18 protein-coding genes are annotated in these 17,663 nt (G+C 73.9%); 6 read left to right on the forward strand and 12 right to left on the reverse strand.

Going from position 1 to position 17,663, the window contains the following annotated elements; all coding sequences use genetic code 11:
* The first annotated feature begins 27 nt into the window (after positions 1-27).
* From ACZ4V6_RS10680 to ACZ4V6_RS10690, 3 genes are all read left to right on the forward strand, one after another.
* The gene (locus tag ACZ4V6_RS10680) at positions 28-1,407 is read left to right on the forward strand and encodes a GH1 family beta-glucosidase (RefSeq protein WP_467824893.1); all 1,380 of its coding nucleotides are present in this window, start codon (positions 28-30) and stop codon (positions 1,405-1,407) included.
* 160 nt (positions 1,408-1,567) lie between these two features.
* Complete coding sequence (locus tag ACZ4V6_RS10685; protein WP_467824896.1) at positions 1,568-2,302, forward strand: maleylpyruvate isomerase family mycothiol-dependent enzyme; 735 nt, start codon at positions 1,568-1,570, stop codon at positions 2,300-2,302.
* A gap of 42 nt (positions 2,303-2,344) precedes the next feature.
* Entirely contained in the window at positions 2,345-2,584 is a 240-nt protein-coding gene (locus tag ACZ4V6_RS10690) for a DUF6332 family protein (protein ID WP_467824899.1), read from the forward strand.
* Here the strand turns inward: ACZ4V6_RS10690 and ACZ4V6_RS10695 are convergent.
* The 3 genes from ACZ4V6_RS10695 to ACZ4V6_RS10705 all read right to left on the reverse strand — a co-directional run bounded on the left by ACZ4V6_RS10695 (position 2,545) and on the right by ACZ4V6_RS10705 (position 6,051).
* Entirely contained in the window at positions 2,545-3,210 is a 666-nt protein-coding gene (locus ACZ4V6_RS10695; RefSeq protein WP_467824902.1) for a response regulator, read from the reverse strand. The genes ACZ4V6_RS10690 and ACZ4V6_RS10695 overlap by 40 nt on opposite strands.
* Positions 3,207-4,445 (reverse strand): sensor histidine kinase, encoded by a 1,239-nt coding sequence (locus tag ACZ4V6_RS10700; RefSeq protein ID WP_467824907.1) that lies wholly within the window; start codon positions 4,443-4,445, stop codon positions 3,207-3,209. The genes ACZ4V6_RS10695 and ACZ4V6_RS10700 overlap by 4 nt, the downstream gene beginning before the upstream one ends.
* Before the next feature lie 364 nt (positions 4,446-4,809).
* On the reverse strand, positions 4,810-6,051 hold the full coding sequence (locus ACZ4V6_RS10705; protein WP_467824909.1) for a geranylgeranyl reductase family protein: 1,242 nt from the start codon (positions 6,049-6,051) through the stop codon (positions 4,810-4,812).
* Between the two features lie 228 nt (positions 6,052-6,279).
* Between ACZ4V6_RS10705 and ACZ4V6_RS10710 the strand changes: the two genes are divergently transcribed.
* Positions 6,280-7,635, forward strand: coding sequence for a M20/M25/M40 family metallo-hydrolase (locus ACZ4V6_RS10710; RefSeq protein ID WP_467824911.1), 1,356 nt, complete (start codon positions 6,280-6,282; stop codon positions 7,633-7,635).
* Positions 7,636-7,756: 121 nt separating this feature from the next.
* On the opposite strand, the gene ACZ4V6_RS10715 is transcribed toward ACZ4V6_RS10710, so the two are convergent.
* The 3 genes from ACZ4V6_RS10715 to ACZ4V6_RS10725 all read right to left on the reverse strand — a co-directional run bounded on the left by ACZ4V6_RS10715 (position 7,757) and on the right by ACZ4V6_RS10725 (position 10,063).
* Positions 7,757-8,797 (reverse strand): NUDIX hydrolase, encoded by a 1,041-nt coding sequence (locus tag ACZ4V6_RS10715; protein ID WP_467824913.1) that lies wholly within the window; start codon positions 8,795-8,797, stop codon positions 7,757-7,759.
* Between the two features lie 142 nt (positions 8,798-8,939).
* On the reverse strand, positions 8,940-9,893 hold the full coding sequence (locus ACZ4V6_RS10720; RefSeq protein ID WP_467824916.1) for an ROK family protein: 954 nt from the start codon (positions 9,891-9,893) through the stop codon (positions 8,940-8,942).
* Positions 9,893-10,063, reverse strand: coding sequence for a hypothetical protein (locus tag ACZ4V6_RS10725; RefSeq protein ID WP_467824918.1), 171 nt, complete (start codon positions 10,061-10,063; stop codon positions 9,893-9,895). The genes ACZ4V6_RS10720 and ACZ4V6_RS10725 overlap by 1 nt, the downstream gene beginning before the upstream one ends.
* Before the next feature lie 97 nt (positions 10,064-10,160).
* On the opposite strand from ACZ4V6_RS10725, the gene ACZ4V6_RS10730 reads away from it, so the two are divergent.
* Positions 10,161-11,240, forward strand: a complete 1,080-nt coding sequence (locus ACZ4V6_RS10730) for a LacI family DNA-binding transcriptional regulator (RefSeq protein ID WP_467824921.1) — start codon at positions 10,161-10,163, stop codon at positions 11,238-11,240.
* A gap of 263 nt (positions 11,241-11,503) precedes the next feature.
* On the opposite strand, the gene ACZ4V6_RS10735 is transcribed toward ACZ4V6_RS10730, so the two are convergent.
* The 5 genes from ACZ4V6_RS10735 to ACZ4V6_RS10755 all read right to left on the reverse strand — a co-directional run bounded on the left by ACZ4V6_RS10735 (position 11,504) and on the right by ACZ4V6_RS10755 (position 16,029).
* Positions 11,504-12,802 carry a DUF6986 family protein gene (locus ACZ4V6_RS10735; protein ID WP_467824924.1) on the reverse strand — a complete coding sequence of 433 codons (1,299 nt, stop codon included), beginning with the start codon at positions 12,800-12,802 and terminating at the stop codon, positions 11,504-11,506.
* A 184-nt stretch (positions 12,803-12,986) separates the two neighbouring features.
* A complete protein-coding gene (locus ACZ4V6_RS10740; RefSeq protein WP_467824927.1) occupies positions 12,987-13,949 on the reverse strand; it encodes an electron transfer flavoprotein subunit alpha/FixB family protein in 963 nt (320 codons plus the stop codon).
* A 58-nt stretch (positions 13,950-14,007) separates the two neighbouring features.
* Positions 14,008-14,796, reverse strand: a complete 789-nt coding sequence (locus tag ACZ4V6_RS10745) for an electron transfer flavoprotein subunit beta/FixA family protein (protein ID WP_467824930.1) — start codon at positions 14,794-14,796, stop codon at positions 14,008-14,010.
* 241 nt (positions 14,797-15,037) lie between these two features.
* Positions 15,038-15,550 (reverse strand): flavin reductase family protein, encoded by a 513-nt coding sequence (locus ACZ4V6_RS10750; protein WP_467824933.1) that lies wholly within the window; start codon positions 15,548-15,550, stop codon positions 15,038-15,040.
* A 146-nt stretch (positions 15,551-15,696) separates the two neighbouring features.
* On the reverse strand, positions 15,697-16,029 hold the full coding sequence (locus tag ACZ4V6_RS10755; RefSeq protein WP_467824935.1) for a TlpA family protein disulfide reductase: 333 nt from the start codon (positions 16,027-16,029) through the stop codon (positions 15,697-15,699).
* Positions 16,030-16,318: 289 nt separating this feature from the next.
* Between ACZ4V6_RS10755 and ACZ4V6_RS10760 the strand changes: the two genes are divergently transcribed.
* Positions 16,319-17,047 carry a lysophospholipid acyltransferase family protein gene (locus ACZ4V6_RS10760; RefSeq protein ID WP_467824937.1) on the forward strand — a complete coding sequence of 243 codons (729 nt, stop codon included), beginning with the start codon at positions 16,319-16,321 and terminating at the stop codon, positions 17,045-17,047.
* A gap of 10 nt (positions 17,048-17,057) precedes the next feature.
* Here the strand turns inward: ACZ4V6_RS10760 and ACZ4V6_RS10765 are convergent, their stop codons facing one another.
* Positions 17,058-17,630: a transglutaminase-like domain-containing protein gene (locus ACZ4V6_RS10765; protein WP_467824940.1), complete on the reverse strand. Its 573-nt coding sequence runs from the start codon at positions 17,628-17,630 to the stop codon at positions 17,058-17,060.
* Positions 17,631-17,663 lie beyond the last annotated feature (33 nt).

The following is a 17,663-nucleotide window of genomic DNA, read 5'->3' on the forward strand; positions in this document are numbered from 1 at the left end:
CGCACACCAGGAGAGGGGCCTTCCCGTATGAGCGACTTCCCCCGCTTCCCGCCCGGCTTCGTCTTCGGCGCCGCGACCGCCTCCTACCAGATCGAGGGCGCCGCGCGGGAGGGCGGCCGCGGTCCGTCGATCTGGGACACCTACAGCCACACCCCCGGCCTGACGGCCAACGGCGACACCGGCGACGTGGCCTGCGACCACTACCACCGCTACCGGGAGGACGTGGCGCTGCTGCGCGACCTGGGCGTGGACTCGTACCGCTTCTCGATCGCCTGGCCGCGGATCGTCCCCGAGGGCTCGGGCACGGTGAACACCGAGGGACTGGACTTCTATTCACGCCTCGTCGACGAACTGCTCGCGGCGGGCGTCGAGCCGGCCGCCACCCTCTACCACTGGGACCTGCCGCAGGCCCTGGAGGACCGGGGCGGCTGGCGGGTGCGGGAGACCGCGGAGCGGTTCGCCGAGTACACGGCCGTGGTCGCCGAGCACCTGGGCGACCGGGTGCCGCGCTGGATCACGCTGAACGAGCCGTGGTGCAGCGCCTTCCTCGGCTACTCCGTCGGCCGTCACGCCCCCGGGGCCAAGGAGGGCCGGGGTGCCCTGGCCGCCGTCCACCACCTGCTGGTCGGCCATGGTCTCGCGGTGAAGGCGCTGCGGGCGGCCGGGGTGCGCGAGGCCGGCATCACGCTCAACCTCGACCGCAACCTGCCGGCCACCGGCTCCCCCGCCGACCTGGCGGCCGTGGTCCGCGCGGACACCCAGCACAATCTGGTGTGGACCGAGCCGATCCTGGCGGGCAGGTACCCGGCGACGGAGGAGGAGACCTTCGGCGAGCTGATCACCGGCGAGGACTTCCGGCGGGACGGCGACCTGGAGCTGATCTCCCAGCCGCTGGACTTCCTCGGCATCAACTACTACCGGCCGATCGTGGTCGCCGACGCCCCGCACCGCGAGGCCGACCCGGCGCGCAGGGTGGCGACGGACAACCGCTACGAGGAGGTGCGGCTTCCCGGCGTCCGGCACACCGCCATGGGCTGGCCGGTCGTCCCCGACAGCTTCACCGACCTGCTCGTCCGGCTGAAGAAGCAGTACGGTGACGCGCTGCCGCCCGTCCACATCACGGAGAACGGCTCGGCGGAGGACGACACGGTCGCCGTCGACGGCGCGGTGCACGACACCGACCGGGTCGCCTATCTGCGCGACCACCTGACGGCCCTGCGGGCGGCGATGGACGCGGGGGTGGACGTGCGGGGCTACTACGTGTGGTCGCTGCTGGACAACTTCGAGTGGGCGTTCGGCTACGACAAGCGCTTCGGCATCGTGCGGGTCGACTACGACACCCAGCGGCGCACACCGAAGGACAGCTACCGCTGGTACCGGGACCTGATCGCCGCGCACCGCGGGTGAGGTGCCGCGCGGCCGGCCGGTTCCCGCGGCCGGCCGCGCTCACCGGCGTCGCGGTGCCGGTGGCCGTGGCGACGCTCGTCGCCCCCGTGCCCTGGCGGCCGGCCCGGGACGGGACGGCGGCCCTCCCTCGGAGCGCGCTCCATCGTGCAGACTCTCCGCCATGGAGACCATCACGTTCGTCGAGACACTGGACCGCGAGGGCGAGCTGCTGGCCGCCGCCGCGGAGAAGGCGGGGACCGGCGCCGAGGTGCCGACCTGCCCCGGCTGGCAGGTGCGGGACCTGCTGCGGCACACCGGGGCGGTGCACCGCTGGGCGGCGGCGTTCGTCGCCGAGGGCCACACCTCGTACCAACCCGACGGAGGGGCGCCGGACCTCGACGGCGCCGAACTCGTGGCCTGGTTCCGGCAGGGGCACCGGCAGCTCGTCGGCACCCTCGCCGGTGCCGCGCCCGACGTGGAGTGCTGGCACTTCCTGCCCGCGCCGTCGCCGCTGGCGTTCTGGGCACGACGGCAGGCGCACGAGACGACCGTCCACCGGTTCGACGCGGAGTCGGCCAGGGGCGGCGATCCGGCCGGCATCGACGCCGGCTTCGCCGTGGACGGCATCGACGAGCTGCTGCGCGGCTTCCACGCCCGCGCGAAGAGCGGGGTCCGCAGTGCGGAGCCCCGTGTGCTGCGGGTACGGGCGACGGACCCGGGCGGCGCCGTGTGGACCGTACGGCTCTCGGCGGAGCCGCCCGCGGCCGAGCGGGGGGACACCGGCGACGCCGACTGCGAAGTGGCCGGACCGGCGGAGCGGTTGTATCTGTCGCTGTGGAACCGGCTGCCGTTCCCGCACGTCACCGGGGACGCCTCGCTCGCCGCGCTGTGGCGGGAGAGGTCGGCCGTGACCTGAGGCCGGGCGGGACGCCCGCCGGTACGGGGCGAGCGGGATGCGGTGACCGTCGAGACCGGACACGCGCTGTGCAGCGCGGCGTTCGCGGCGGCGGTGCTGTCCGGGGCCGTGGCGGGGCCGGCCCACGCCTTCGGGCCGCCGGCCGGCGTGCGGGGCGGACTGGTCGGCACGGGCGCGGTGCCGGCCGTCGTGGTGTTCGTCGCCCGGGTGGTGAGCGTGCTGGTCCGGTTCGGGCGCGGGGATCAGCCCAGCCAGCCCGGCCGCACCAGCCCCGACTCGTAGGCGAGCACGACGAGCTGGGCACGGTCGCGGGCGCCCAGCTTCACCATGGTGCGGCTGACGTGGGTCTTGGCGGTGAGAGGGCTGACGACCAGGCGGCGGGCGATCTCCTCGTTGGACAGGCCGATGCCGACCAGGGCCATCACCTCCCGTTCCCGCTCGGTGAGGCGGGACAGCGCGTCGGCGGCGGCGGGTTCCTTGGAGCGCGCCGCGAACTCGGCGATCAGGCGGCGGGTCACCCCCGGTGAGAGCAGCGCGTCCCCGGCGACCACCGCCCGCACGGCGCGCAGGAGTTCGTCGGGCTCGGTGTCCTTGACCAGGAACCCGGAGGCGCCCGAGCGGATGGCTTCGAAGACGTACTCGTCCAGCTCGAAGGTGGTGAGCATGACCACCTTCACGTCCTTCAGCCCCTCGTCCCCGGTGACCCGGCGGGTGGCGGCCAGGCCGTCGAGGGCGGGCATGCGGATGTCCATCAGGACGACGTCGGGGCGCAGTTCGCGGATCGCGCGCACCGCCTCCTCGCCGTCGGCGGCCTCGCCTGTCACCTCGATGTCCGGCTGCGCGTCCAGCAGCGCCCGGAAGCCGGCCCGTACCAGTGACTGGTCGTCGGCGAGCAGTACGCGGATCACCGGTCCTCCTCCTCGGCGTGCCGCACGGTGAGCGGCAGGGAAGCGAGCACCCGGAAGCCGCCGTCGGGACGCGGGCCCGCCTCGATGGTGCCACCGAGCGCCGCCGCCCGCTCGCGCATTCCGGCCAGCCCGTTGCCGCTGCCCCCGGCGTCGGCGCCGGTCGCGGGTCCGTCGTCGTCGATGCGCAGCCGCAGGGTGCCGCCGCCCCCGGCGAGGCGGACGCGGGCGCGGCGCGAACCCGAGTGCCGCACGACGTTGGTGAGGGCTTCCTGGACGATCCGGAACGCGGCGAGGTCGGTGCCGGGCGGCAGGCGCGGCGGCTCCCCCTCGACCTCCACGGTGAGCCCGGCGCTCGCCGCCTGGTCCACCAGTTCGGGCAGCCGGTCCAGGCCGGGAGCCGGTGCGCGCGGTGCGTCGCCGGGCGCGCGGAGGGTGTCGAGGACCTGACGGACCTCTCCGAGCGCCTCCCTGCTCTTGTCCTTGATGGTGGTGAGCGCGGTGCGGGCCTGTTCGGGGTCGCTGTCCAGGAGGGCGAGACCGACGCCCGCCTGCACGTTGATGACGGAGATGCTGTGCGCGAGGACGTCGTGCAGTTCGCGGGCGATCCGCAGCCGTTCCCGGTCCGCGCGCCGCTTGGCGGCCCGGGTCCGTTCGGCCCGCTCCCGCGCCCACTGCTCGCGCCGGGTCCGGGCCAGCTCCGACAGCGCGACGATCGCCACCACCCAGGTGGCGACGACCAGTTCCTGCCCCCAGGAGGCGGCCGGGTCCCCGGACGGCGGCAGCCACCGGTAGAGCCAGTGGGCCAGCAGGACGTGCCCGGCCCACAGCGCGGCCATCGCCGCCCACGCGGCCCCGCGGTGCCCGGCGACGACGGCACTGAAGCAGGCCACCGCGACGGCCAGGAACACCGGCCCGTAGGGGTATCCGGCGCCCAGGTAGACCAGGGTGGTGGCGGCCGTGCCGGACACGACGGCCACGGGGTACCGCCGCCGGCCCAGCAGGGCGAGGCCGGTCACGAGCAGCAGGAGGCGGGCGAAGGGATCGAGCGGGGTCCGCTCCCCCGCCTGGGCGTGGGCGGCGAAGTCCGAGCCGAGCAGCACGAAGGCCGTGATCAGCGCCGTGGAGAGCCAGGGCGGGCGGGGGCCGCGCTCCTCGTCGCCCCGGTGGTCCCACCACGCAGGCCCGTACCGCCACCACCGTGGCGGCCCGCCCCCGTGCTCGTGCTGTCCGTCCATGCCCGCCACGCTAGACGCCGCGCGCACCGGGCGGCGTCACCCGCGCGCGGTGACCGCACGTACTCCCGGGGGAGTACGGCGACGGCCGGTGAGGCGGGTCGGGACTGCGGCCCAAAGGACCCGGGGGCCGGTCCGCGACGGCGGGCGGCGACACGGGGCGGGCCCACCGCTCGGCGGGCCCGGAGGCCGGTCCGCGGCCGTCGGCGGGGCGGGGCCACTGCCCGGGGCGGGGCCACTGCCCGGGGCGGGCGCGGAGGTCCGCTCCCGTGCCGCGGGAGCGGCCGGCCCGCCCGCCCACGACGCCCGTGCCCTGCGCGGGTGCCACCGGCCCCCGCCGCCGGCCGCCCGGGGCGCCGGGCCGAGGTCAGGAGCCGGTCTCGCCGGCCGCGGGCTCCGTGCTGCGCCGGTCCACGGCCGACAGGGCCCGCTGCGCCAGCGGATGGCTGCGGACCAGCTCGCCCAGCGACGTCGAGCCCTGGGTGATGTCCCTGAACGCCCTCCAGGCGGGGCGGAAACCGGTCAGCGCCGCGTGGAAGAGCCCCGGGCGGCGCTCGAAGACCGCCAGCATCCGCTTGCCGACGCTCATCTCGACGCCCAGCCCGGCCTTGACGGCGAACGCGTAGTTCAGGGCCTGCTTGCGCGCGTCCACGGCGTCGTGCGCCTCCGCGATGCGCACCGCCCACTCCCCCGCGAGCCGCCCCGAGCGCAGCGCGAACGAGATGCCCTCGCGCGTCCACGGCTCCAGGAGCCCCGCCGCGTCCCCGCACACCAGCACCCGGCCCCGGGACAGCGGCGAGTCGTCGGCGCGGCAGCGCGTCAAGTGGCCGGAGGAGATGCTCGGTTCGAACCCGGCGAGTCCGAGCCGGCCGATGAAGTCCTCCAGGTACCGCTTGGTCGCCGCTCCCTCACCGCGCGCCGAGATCACCCCGACGGTGAGCGTGTCCCCCTTGGGGAAGACCCAGCCGTAACTGCCCGGCAGCGGCCCCCAGTCGATGAGCACCCGGCCCTTCCAGTCGTCGGCGACCGTTTCGGGCACCGGGATCTCCGCCTCCAGGCCGAGGTCGACCTGGTCGAGCTTGACCCCGACGTGCGCGCCTATCCGGCTCGCGCTGCCGTCCGCGCCGACGACGGCCCGCGCCAGCACCGTCTCTCCGCCCTGGAGGACGACGGCGACCGTGCGCCGGTCCGGCACGGCCGACCCGTGCTGCTCGACCCGCGTCACCGTAGCCCCGGTGCGCAGCTCGGCGCCCGCCTTCTGGGCGTGCTCGACGAGTTGCTGGTCGAATTCCGGCCGGTTGACCAGGCCGAACAGCATCTGCTTGGAGCGCCGGGTGCGGGTGAAGCGGCCGTTGTGGGAGAACGTCACCGCGTGCACGCGGTCCCGCAGGGGCAGGTCGAAGCCGGGGGGCAGGGTGTCGCGCGAGGGGCCGATGATGCCGCCGCCGCACGTCTTGTAGCGGGGCAGCTCCGCCTTCTCCAGCAGCAGCACGCGCCGCCCCGCGACCGCCGCCGCGTAGGCGGCCGAGGCCCCCGCCGGTCCCGCGCCCACCACGACGACGTCCCAGACCTGACGCGTGTCGTCCGCCGAAGAGTTCTCGCTGCTCACGATGGTCTACTGCTCCGATCAAACCGCATGCCGCACCTGACCCCCGCATCCTACGGCGGGCATCGCCGCAGGCCACTGTGGGAGGATCGGCGGCGGACGCCACCCGCACACCGGGAGGTGTCCGCACCCCGCACGATCACCCGTACACAGCGGTACGCGCGGGCACTCGTCAGCAGCGCCCGCTCATGTACCGATCGGTACAACGTCGCACCTACAAGGAGCGTGCCCATGTCGTCGAATCCGGTCGCCGAGACCGTCTCCTCCCTGATGCCCAGGGCGAAGGAGGAGCTCACCGCGCTGGTGGCCTTCAAGTCGGTGGCGGACTTCGACCAGTTCCCGCGCAGCGAGAGCGCGGGCGCCGCCGACTGGATAGCGTCCGCGCTGCGCGCCGAGGGCTTCGAGGACGTGGCACTGCTCGACACGCTGGACGGCACCCAGTCGGTGTACGGCTTCCTGCCCGGCCCCGAGGGTGCCAGGACCGTGCTGCTCTACGCCCACTACGACGTGCAGCCGCCGCTGGACGAGGCGGGCTGGGACACGCCTCCGTTCGAGCTGACCGAGCGCGACGGCCGCTGGTACGGGCGCGGCACGGCCGACTGCAAGGGCGGCGTGCTGATGCACCTGCTCGCGCTGCGCGCGCTGAAGGCGAACGGCGGTGTGCCGGTGCACGTCAAGGTGATCGCCGAGGGCTCCGAGGAGCAGGGCACCGGCGGTCTGGAGCGGTACGCCGAGGCGCACCCGGAGCTGCTGGCGGCGGACGCCATCGTCATCGGCGACGCCGGCAACTTCCGCGCCGGTCTGCCGACGGTCACCTCGACGCTGCGCGGCATGACGCTGCTCCGCGTGAAGGTCGACACGCTCGAGGGCAACCTGCACTCCGGCCAGTTCGGCGGCGCGGCCCCCGACGCGCTCGCCGCGCTGGTCCGCGTGCTGGACTCGCTGCGCGCCGAGGACGGTTCGACGACCGTGGACGGTCTGGCGTCGGACAGCACCTGGGAGGGCCTGGCCTACGACGAGGAGCAGTTCCGCCGGGACGCCAAGGTGCTCGACGGCGTCGAGCTGATCGGCTCCGGTTCGGTCGCCGACCGCATCTGGGCGCGCCCCGCCGTGACGGTGCTCGGCATCGACTGCCCGCCGGTGGTCGGCGCGACCCCGTCGGTGCAGGCGAGCGCCCGGGCGCTGGTGAGCCTGAGGGTGCCGCCGGGCGTGGACGCCGCCGAGGCCACCAAGCTGCTCCGGGCCCACCTGGAGACGCGCACGCCGTGGGGCGCACGGGTGCAGGTCGAACAGATCGGCCAGGGCCAGGCGTTCCGCGCCGACACCACCAGCCCGGCCTACCAGGCGATGGCGGAGGCGATGGCGGTGGCGTACCCGGGCCAGGAGATGCAGTACGCCGGACAGGGCGGCTCCATCCCGCTGTGCAACACCCTCGCGGCGCTCTACCCGGAGGCGGAGATCCTGCTGATCGGCCTGAGCGAGCCGGAGGCGCAGATCCACGCCGTGAACGAGAGCGTGTCCCCCGAGGAGCTGGAGCGGCTGTCGGTGGCGGAGGCCCTGTTCCTGCGGAACTACGCGGCGAGCTGAGCGCGCCGCCCGTTCGCGCTCCGCACGACGGCGGACGGCCTTCGTCACGGGACGCGCGCCGTCCCCGCGGTCGTCCCGGAAAGGCGCCCCGGGCGTGGACGTGCGCCGCGGCCGGCCGGTGTCAGCCGACCGGTGTGCCCGCCTCCAGGTACAGTGCCGCCCCGCGTTCCCGGGCCCGCAGGGCCCAGCGCAGACGCTCGTAGCGGACCGGGGGCAGCAGGGCGGCGGCCTCGTCCTCGCTGACGAAGCGCCAGTCGCGCAGTTCGGGCCCCGGCAGCAGCACCCGGCCGGCCTCCGCGGAGTCGAGCCGGCCGCCGTCGAAGAGCAGGCGCAGGCCGCCGTAGCCGGGGGGCGCGGGTGACTCCCAGTCGACGACCAGCAGGGCGGGCACCTCGTCGAGACGGATGCCGGTCTCCTCGGCGACCTCGCGCATCCCGGCGCGGGCGGGCGCCTCGCCGGGTTCCACGACGCCGCCGGGGAACTCCCAGCCGGGCTTGTAGGTGGGGTCGACGAGCAGCACCCGGTCCTGCTCGTCGAAGAGGAGGACGCCGGCGGCCAGGGTCTCGCCGGTGGGCTCGGGGGTCTGCACGATGTCGCAGGCGGGCGCCGCCCCGGTGCCGACGGCCTCGGCGATGCGGGCTGCGGTCTCGTACGGGGTGAGGGCGCTGGTGTCGACCGGATGGGCGTCGGCCGTCAGCCAGGAGGCGAGGGCGGCCCGGTACGGCTCGATGTGGTCGTACGACCACTGCCGTACACGTATCTCCCCGTCCGCCGCCTCGGGCGCCTCGCGGGCCGCCATCCGCTCCCGCAGGATCGTTTCCGCCGGAGCCAGGAGGATGTGCCGGACCGCTATCCGGCGGGCGGCGAGGCCGCCGAAGATCTCGTCGCGGTACTCCTGGCGCAGCAGGGTCATGGGGACCACGAGGGTTCCGCCGAGTTCGGCGAGCATCGCGGCCGCGGTGTCGATCACGAGGCGCCGCCAGATCGGCAGGTCCTGGAAGTCGCCCGCTTCGGCGAGGCGTTTGGGCGGCAGCAGGTGTGCGAGTGCCGCGCCGATGACCTCGGGGTCGAAGAGCGTGCTGTTCGGGATCAGTTCGATCAGTTCCCGTGCGGTGGTGGTCTTCCCCGCACCGAACGCGCCGTTGATCCAGACGACGGTCACAGGTCCCCCTCTTGTCTTGGCCCCCTGTGGCTTGCCCGCTTCACCCTGCCACGGAAACCAGGCCCAGTTGAGGGCGTACGCCGGCCGCGCCGGTGCCGCTCCGGCCGGGCGCGGAACCGGCCCGCCGATCCACGGCCGCGGCTCAGACCCCCGCCGCGGTCACGCCCGCCGTCCTGGTGAGCGCTGCCGCGGCGGCCCCGACCAGTCCCGCGTCCGTGCCCATCCGGGCGGGCACGACCGTCAGGCGCCGCACGAAGGACAGCGTCGCGTAGTCGGCCAGGGCCTTGCGCAGCGGGCCGAAGAGCACCTCGCCCGCCTTGCCCACTCCCCCGCCGACCACGGCGATGTCGATCTCCACGAGGGTGGCGGCGGCGGCGATGCCGGCGGCCAGCGCCTGGGCCGCCCGTTCGAAGGAGGCCACGGCGACCGGGTCGCCCAGGCGGGCGGCGGCGGCCACCGCGGCGGCCGAGGTGTCGCCGTCCGGGCCCGGCCGCCAGCCGTCGGCCAGCGCACGCCGCGCGATGTTGGGGCCGCTGGCCACGCGTTCCACACAACCGCGCGAACCGCACGGGCACGGGTCGCCGTCCAGGTCCACGCTGATGTGCCCGATGTGTCCCGCGTTGCCGGTCGGGCCGGGATGGAGCGCGCCGTTCAGGACCAGACCGCCGCCGACACCCGTCGAGACGACCATGCACAGCGCGTTGTCGTGCCCGCGGGCCGCCCCCTGCCAGTGCTCGGCCGCCGTGATCGCCACCCCGTCGCCGATCAGCTCGACGGGCAGGTCACCGGCGACGGCGCGGACGCGCCGGACGAGGGGGAAGTCGCGCCAGCCGGGCACGTTGACCGGGCTGACCGTGCCCGCGGAGGCGTCCACCGGTCCGGCGCTGCCGATGCCGACCGCCCTGGCCCGCTCCCACAGCGGTGACACGGCCAGCTCGGCGAGGACCGCGTCCACGGCCCGCATCACGGTCTCGCCGTCCTCCTGGGCGGGCGTCGCACGCTGCGCGCGGGCCTGGATCCGGCCGTGGCCGTCCACCAGCGCCCCGGCGATCTTGGTGCCGCCGATGTCCAGCGCTGCCACGAGGTCGGTGTGCATCAGAGTCGGATCTCCCCGTCGACCGAAGGAAAGGTGAAGAAAGCAGCAAAAACAAGGAAAATCAGAAAAGTGCGGAAAGTCGGGAAAGCGAGGGACGCGAACGGGAGCAGCAGGCCGGCCGTGCGGTGGGGACGCGGACCGAAGAGTGCGGTGGTCAGTGTCTCGCGCATCTGACAACGTTGTCCAGGCTCTATGCTCGACGCCACATCCTCATACAAGCGCACGAGCACCGCGTCCGGCGTGGACGACAGGAGCCGACGCGATCCCGTGAACGACAGGACAGGACACCGCACCGTGGCCGACACGCCCCGCCGCGCAGACCGGCTTCCCGGGAACCGCTACGGCAACCGCCCCACCATGAAGGACGTCGCCGCCCGCGCCGGGGTCGGGCTCAAGACCGTCTCCCGGGTGGTCAACGGGGAGCCGGGGGTCACCCCGGAGACCGAGCGGCGCGTCCAGGAGGCCATCGACGCGCTCGGCTTCCGCCGCAACGACAGCGCGCGGGTGCTCCGCAAGGGCCGTACGGCGAGCATCGGGCTGGTGCTGGAGGACCTCGCGGACCCGTTCTACGGGCCGCTGAGCCGTGCGGTGGAGGAGGTGGCCCGCGCCCACGGGGCCCTGCTGATCAACGGCTCCAGCGCGGAGGACCCGGACCGCGAGCAGGAGCTGGTGCTGGCGCTGTGCGCGCGGCGCGTGGACGGGCTGCTGGTGATCCCCGCCGGGGACGACCACCGGTACCTGGAGCCCGAGCTCAAGGCCGGCGTGGCCACGGTGTTCGTCGATCGTCCCGCGGGGCGGATCGACGCGGACGTGGTGGTCTCCGACAACTTCGGCGGCGCCCGTGACGGCGTGGCCCATCTGATTGCGCACGGGCACCGCAGGATCGGCTTCATCGGCGACATGCCCCGCATCCACACCGCCGCCGAGCGGCTGCGCGGCTACCGGGCCGCCATGGAGGACGCGGGCATACCGGTGAAGGACTCCTGGATGTCGCTGGGCGTCACCGGCCCCGAGCGGGTGCGCCGGGCCGCCGAGGAGATGCTCGCCGACCCGCACCACCCGGTGACCGCGATCTTCACCGGCAACAACCGGGTGACGGTCACCGTGATCCGCGTCCTCGCCGAGCACACCCGGCGCGTCGCCCTCGTCGGCTTCGACGACATCGAGCTCGCCGACCTGCTGCGGCCGGGCGTCACCGTGGTCGCCCAGGACGCGGCGGCCCTCGGCCGCACGGCGGCCGAACGGCTCTTCCGGCAGCTCGACGGCACCCTGCTCGCCCCCGAGCGCGTCGAACTGCCGACCCGTCTGATCACCCGCGGCTCGGGCGAACTGCCGCCGGCGGACTGAGCGGTCCGGCGAGCCGTGCCGGACCCCGGCTCCGGCCGAGTCCCCCCGCGGGCCGGCCGGGGCCGCCTGGACGGACGCGGTCGCACGGGGACCGGCTCGGGGGACGCACGGTGCGCAGGTCGCCCCGCGCGGCACGGGCAGCGGGCGGGCCGAGACCGCGCCCGTGCGGCCGGCCGGCGTCCGCACGGGCGGGTGACGGCGTCCGGGCCCGGAGCGGCTGGTGCGCTCCGGGCCCGGACGGTCGGCCGACGCGGACGGGGCGCCTACTGCGCCGAGGCCGTGAGGTCGCCGCGCCGGGGCGAGGAGAAGCTCTCCAGGTCGGCGCGGGTCAGGCCGGTCAGCCGGGCGACCTCGCCCGTGTCGAGGGCACCGCAGTCCAGGCCGCGCAGCAGGTAGCCGCTGAGTGCCTTGGCGGTGGCGGGCTCGTCCATGACGTCGCCGCCCGCCTGGTTGGCGTAGCGGGCGAGGCGGGCGGCGGCCTGCTCGAAGCCCTCGCGGTAGAAGGCGAAGACGGCCGCGTACCGGGTGGGGATGTGGCCGGGGTGCATGTCCCAGCCCTGGTAGTAGGCGCGGGCCAGGGCGCGGCGGGTGAGACCGAAGTGCAGGCGCCACGCGTCGTGGACCTTCTCCGTGGAGCCGACCGGCAGGACGTTGGTGGAGCCGTCCGAGACGCGTACGCCGGTGCCGGCGGCGGCGACCTGCATGACCGCCTTGGCGTGGTCGGCGGCCGGGTGGTCGCTCGCCTGGTAGGCGGCGGAGACGCCGAGGCAGGCGCTGTAGTCGAAGGTGCCGTAGTGCAGTCCGGTGGCGCGGCCCTCGGCGGCCTGGATCATGCGGGCGACGGCGGCGGTGCCGTCGGCGGCGAGGATGGACTGGCTGGTCTCGATCTGGATCTCGAAGCCGATCCGGCCGGGCTCCAGGCCCCGTGCCTTCTCGAAGGCCTCCAGGAGCCGCACCATGGCGGTGACCTGCTCGGGATACGTCACCTTCGGCAGGGTGAGGACCAGCCCGTCGGGCAGGCCGCCGGCCTCCATCAGGCCGCTGAGGAAGACGTCGAGCGTCCGGATGCCCCGGGCGCGCACGGGGGCCTCCATGCACTTCATGCGGATGCCCATGTACGGGGCCGCGGTGCCCTGCTCGTAGGCCTCGGCGACGAGCCGGGCCGCGCGGGCGGCGGCCTCGTCCTCCTCGGCGTCGGACCGGTTGCCGTAGCCGTCCTCGAAGTCGATGCGCAGGTCCTCGATCGGCTCCCGCTCCAGCTTGGCGCGCACCCGGGAGTACACCGGCTCGGCGAGTTCGTCGGACAGGCCGAGGACGGCGGCGAAGGACGCGGCGTCGGGGGCGTGCTCGTCGAGCGCGGTGAGCGCCCGGTCCCCCCAGGAGCGGATCGTGTCGGCGGCGAAGACGTCACCGGGGACGTAGACGGTGTGGACGGGCTGGCGGGTGCCCGGGTCCCCGGGGTAGCGGCGCTCCAGCTCCGCGTCGACCGGTGCGAGGGAGGCACTGATCTCCTCGCCGACGGCGCCCGCGAGACTCGTTGCCACCTTCTCCTGCTGACCCATCCCACACTCTCCTATTTTCCGCTGAACGGAATCAATAATCCGTAGAGCGAAGTTATCTGTCGCCTCTGCCCCGGTCAACCGTCCCCCGGCGACGCCCGGCGGGCCCCGCCGTTCCGCGTACACGACGAGGCCCCCGCGACCACGGACGGTCGCGGGGGCCTCGGCCGGTCTCCGGCAAGGACGCTCAGCCCTTGCGGGTCTTGATCTCCTCGGTGAGCTGCGGGACGACGTCGAAGAGGTCGCCGACGACGCCGTAGTCGACCAGGTCGAAGATCGGGGCCTCGGCGTCCTTGTTGATCGCCACGATCGTCTTCGAGGTCTGCATGCCGGCGCGGTGCTGGATCGCGCCCGAGATGCCGGAGGCGATGTACAGCTGCGGCGACACGCTCTTGCCGGTCTGGCCGACCTGGTTGGTGTGCGGGTACCAGCCCGCGTCCACCGCGGCGCGCGAGGCGCCGACGGCCGCGCCGAGCGAGTCGGCGAGCGCCTCGATGATTCCGAAGTTCTCCGCGCCGTTGACGCCACGGCCGCCGGAGACCACGATCGCGGCCTCGGTCAGCTCCGGACGGCCGGTCGACTCGCGCGGCGTGCGCGAGGTGACCTTGGTGCCGGTCGCGGCGTCGGAGAACGTGACCGACAGGGCCTCGACCGCGCCGGCGGCCGGGGCCGCCTCGACGGCCGCGCTGTTCGGCTTGACCGTGATGACCGGGGTGCCCTTGGAGACGCGGGACTTGGTGGTGAACGCGGCGGCGAACACCGACTGGGTCGCCACCGGGCCCTCGTCACCGGCCTCCAGGTCGACGGCGTCGGTGATGATGCCGGAACCGATGCGCAGCGCCAGACGGGCGGCGATCTCCTTGCCCTCGGTGGAGGACGGCACCAGCACGGCGGCCGGGGAGACGGCCGCGACGGCGGCCTGGAGGGCGTCGACCTTCGGCACGACCAGGTAGTCGGCGTACTCGGCGGCCTCGTGGGTGAGGACCTTGACCGCGCCGTGCTCGGCGAGGGCGGCGGCGGTGTCACCGGCGCCGTCGCCCAGCGCGACGGCGACGGGGTCGCCGATGCGGCGGGCCAGGGTCAGCAGCTCCAGGGTGGGCTTGCGGACGGCACCGTCCACGTGGTCGACGTAGACGAGAACTTCAGCCATGGGACTTCTTCTCTCCTGCTTGCGAGATGTGAGGGGCGGTCTGCGGAACCAGCGGGGCTCAGATGAACTTCTGGCCCGCGAGGAACTCGGCGAGCTGCTTGCCGCCCTCGCCCTCGTCCTTGACGATGGTGCCCGCGGTGCGCGCCGGACGCTCCGCCGCCGACTCCACGACCGTGTAGGCGTTCTCGAGACCGACCTCGTCCTCGTCGATGTCGAGGTCGGACAGGTCCCAGGACTCCACCGGCTTCTTCTTGGCCGCCATGATGCCCTTGAAGGACGGGTAACGCGCCTCGCCCGACTGGTCGGTGACCGACACGACCGCCGGAAGCTGCGCCTGAAGCTGCTCCGTGGCGGAGTCGCCGTCGCGGCGGCCCTTCACGACGCCGCCCTCGACCGAGACCTCGGACAGCAGCGTCACCTGCGGGACACCGAGGCGCTCGGCGACCAGCGCGGGGACGACGCCCATGGTGCCGTCGGTGGAGGCCATGCCGGAGACGACCAGGTCGTAGCCGGCCTTCTCGATCGCCTTCGCCAGGACCAGGGAGGTGCCGATGGCGTCGGTGCCGTGCAGGTCGTCGTCCTCGACGTGGATCGCCTTGTCCGCGCCCATGGACAGCGCCTTGCGCAGCGCGTCCTTCGCGTCCTCGGGACCCACCGTCAGGACGGTGATCTCCACGTCGTCGTCCGAGTTCTCCGAGATCTGCAGCGCCTGCTCGACCGCGTACTCGTCCAGCTCGGAGAGCAGACCGTCCACATCGTCACGGTCGACGGTCAGGTCATCGGCGAAGCGCCGGTCGCCAGTGGCGTCGGGCACGTACTTCACAGTGACAACGATCCTCAAGCTCACGCCGGCTCTCCTACTGCATCGTCATTTCAGTGCTGCCTGCTTGCAGGCAGCATAGGCGCCTCAAGCGGCCGATTCCGGTCGGGGCGATCCACGCTTCCACCCGGAACGTTACTCGTCAGTACACCCAGTTCTTTCCCGCTAAGCAAGCGCTTTGAACTGTGACCTTCGCAACGCAGCGTAACCGGAACTCGACCGTTCCGCAGAAGGAGGACGACGGGGCCCGAAGGAGCCCGGGGAGCCCTCAGTCGCGCAGACCGCCGAAGCGCCCCTGGTGGTACAGCAGCGGGCGGCCCGCACCCGTCGGGTCGCCGAGGAGCACCTCGCCCAGCACGATGCGGTGGTCCCCCGCGGGGACGCGGCCGACGACCCGGCACACGAGCCAGGCGAGGACGCCGTCCAGCACGGGGACGCCCTCGGGACCCTCGCGCCAGACGGTGGGCGCGCCGAAGCGGTCGGCGCCGCTGCGCGCGAAGGTGGCGGCCAGCTCCTGCTGGTGCTCGCCGAGCAGGTGGACCCCGACGTACTCGGCGCCGGACACCGTGGGCCAGCTGGAGGAGCCGGTGCCGATGCCGAAGGAGAGCAACGGCGGCTCGGCGGACACGGAGGTGAGGGAGGTGGCCGTGAAGCCGACCGGACCCGCGTCGCCGCGCGCGGTGATCACCGCCACGCCGGCCGCGTGCCGCCGGAAGACGGACCGCAGGAGGTCGCCGCCCGCGGCGGTCCGGGGCGCGGCGAGGTCGGATGTGGCCGTCATGCGGGATGTCCTTCCGCCGTGCGCCTCGGTCCGGGGAGGGGGGAGCGAGGGCATACGGGCAGGGTGACGATGGGTGGTACACACAGTCAAATACGTCCCGGGATCCGGAAGCTGTGGAGAACGCCTCACCGACGGCGTGGCGATGATCACACCGCCTCCCCCAGGGCGGCGATCACGTCCGCCTTGCGCGGCAGGCCCACGGCCCGCCGCACGACGCGGCCCTCGGCGTCGAGGACCAGCACGGTCGGGGTCTTGAGCACGTCCAGCGCGCGGACGAGCTCCAGCCGGGCCTCGGCGTCCAGCTCGACGTGGGCGACGCCGGGGACCATGCCGGCCACCTCGCCGAGTACCCGCCGGGTGGCCCGGCAAGGGGCGCAGAAGGCGCTGGAGAACTGCACGAGCGTGGCGCGCGCGCCCAGTTCCGCCCCCAGGTCCGCCGCGTCCAGCCACAGGCCCTCGCTCCGCCCGCCCACTCGCACGCCTCCCGCTCCGCCGCCTGGCGGCCCTTCGCGGGCACGCCCCGAGGGCGTCCCGGTCCGGTCGCCCCCAGGTCCAGCGTCCGGGGGCGGGCGAAGATTCCCGGTCCGCCGACGCGTTCCGGCCACACGGCGGCCGATGACGTGATGAGGATCTCGCCACGCCCGGGCACCAGGGCTGGTACCCCGGCCGTTCTTGGGGCACGATCTCGACAGGCCGTAAACCTACGGCTGCGTAACTTTCGACTGGGAGCCCCCTTCCCAGGCAGACAAGGAAGGGTCCGACCCGCCCATGGCAGAACTCGTCTACCGCCCGGTCATCGGTCTCGCCCGCACCATGTTCAAGGTGTGGGACCTCAAGATCGACTGCCGTGGGTCGGAGAACATCCCGCGCTCGGGCGGCGCAGTGCTGGTGAGCAACCACATCAGCTACCTGGACTTCATCTTCAACGGCCTGGCGGCGCTTCCGCAGAAGCGGCTGGTCCGGTTCATGGCGAAGGAGTCGGTCTTCCGGCACCGGATCTCCGGTCCGCTGATGCGCGGCATGAAGCACATCCCGGTGGACCGCAAGCAGGGCGAGGCCGCCTACGCGCACGCCCTGGACTCGCTGCGGTCGGGTGAGATCATCGGGGTCTTCCCGGAGGCGACGATCTCCGAGTCGTTCACGCTCAAGAGCTTCAAGTCGGGCGCCGCGCGCCTGGCCCAGGAGGCGGGCGTGCCGCTGGTGCCCATGGCGGTGTGGGGCACGCAGCGGCTGTGGACCAAGGGGCACCCGCGCAACTTCAAGCGCAGCCACACCCCGGTCACCATCCGGGTCGGCGAGGCGATGGAGGCCCCCCGCGACCAGTACGCGGGCGCCCTCACCCGCCGTCTGCGCGAGCGCGTCCAGGAACTCCTGGAGGCCGCCCAGCGCGCCTACCCGGTGCGCCCCAGGGGCGCCGACGACACCTGGTGGATGCCGGCCCACCTCGGGGGCACGGCGCCGACGCCCGAGCAGCTGCGCACGGCCGAGGCCCACTGAGCCCGGTGCGTCAGAGGGCAGCGGGGAGCGTCGCCCAGAGGTGCGCGCGGTCGGTGGCCGCCCGCAGGGCGGCCAGCACGGCCGGGTGCGGGGCCGCGTACAGCTCCGGATAGTCCGCCTCGCCGGCCTCGAAGTCCGGCACGAAGGCCAGCTGTTCCCGCCCCAGGGAGAACCGGGCGCCCACGCCGGGTTTGTTGCCGCGCGGGTCCTGGCGGTGCCAGGCCCCGTCGAACCGTACGGCGACCAGTCCGTGCACCACGTCGAAGCGCTGGTAGCACAGGGCGGTCGGGATGTCCTCGGCGCGCAGCAGCGCCGTCAGCGCGTGCGCCTTGGCGTAGCAGATGCCGGTGCGCTGCTCCAGGACGTCGGAGGCGCGCCAGGTGACGCGCGGGTCGCCGGCGTCCTGCGAGTGCGGGATGGTGTCGCGCACGAACTCGAACGCCAGCCGCGCATAGGAATACGAGTCTTCCGCCTCCTTCGCGAGGCGTCCGGCCACCTCCCGCACATACGGGTGGTCATGGTCGATGACCTCGTCGGCAGCCAAGTAGGCGGACAGGTCAGGGGTCTTCTGGATGAGCTCCATGACGCCAGAGCATAGGAACGCGATCACCCGTCA

Source organism: Streptomyces sp. NPDC029152 (genome assembly GCF_055564355.1).

Bases quoted from the DNA above. Each gene is read 5' to 3' on its own strand.
- ACZ4V6_RS10700 (WP_467824907.1), bottom strand. From the start codon at position 4,445: ATGGACGGACAGCACGAGCACGGGGGCGGGCCGCCACGGTGGTGGCGG.
- ACZ4V6_RS10765 (WP_467824940.1), bottom strand. From the start codon at position 17,630: ATGGAGCTCATCCAGAAGACCCCTGACCTGTCCGCCTACTTGGCTGCC.
- ACZ4V6_RS10710 (WP_467824911.1), top strand. From the start codon at position 6,280: ATGTCGTCGAATCCGGTCGCCGAGACCGTCTCCTCCCTGATGCCCAGG.
- ACZ4V6_RS10685 (WP_467824896.1), top strand. From the start codon at position 1,568: ATGGAGACCATCACGTTCGTCGAGACACTGGACCGCGAGGGCGAGCTG.
- ACZ4V6_RS10725 (WP_467824918.1), bottom strand. From the start codon at position 10,063: ATGCGCGAGACACTGACCACCGCACTCTTCGGTCCGCGTCCCCACCGC.
- ACZ4V6_RS10735 (WP_467824924.1), bottom strand. From the start codon at position 12,802: ATGGGTCAGCAGGAGAAGGTGGCAACGAGTCTCGCGGGCGCCGTCGGC.
- ACZ4V6_RS10750 (WP_467824933.1), bottom strand. From the start codon at position 15,550: ATGACGGCCACATCCGACCTCGCCGCGCCCCGGACCGCCGCGGGCGGC.
- ACZ4V6_RS10740 (WP_467824927.1), bottom strand. From the start codon at position 13,949: ATGGCTGAAGTTCTCGTCTACGTCGACCACGTGGACGGTGCCGTCCGC.
- ACZ4V6_RS10760 (WP_467824937.1), top strand. From the start codon at position 16,319: ATGGCAGAACTCGTCTACCGCCCGGTCATCGGTCTCGCCCGCACCATG.
- ACZ4V6_RS10720 (WP_467824916.1), bottom strand. From the start codon at position 9,893: ATGCACACCGACCTCGTGGCAGCGCTGGACATCGGCGGCACCAAGATC.
- ACZ4V6_RS10680 (WP_467824893.1), top strand. From the start codon at position 28: ATGAGCGACTTCCCCCGCTTCCCGCCCGGCTTCGTCTTCGGCGCCGCG.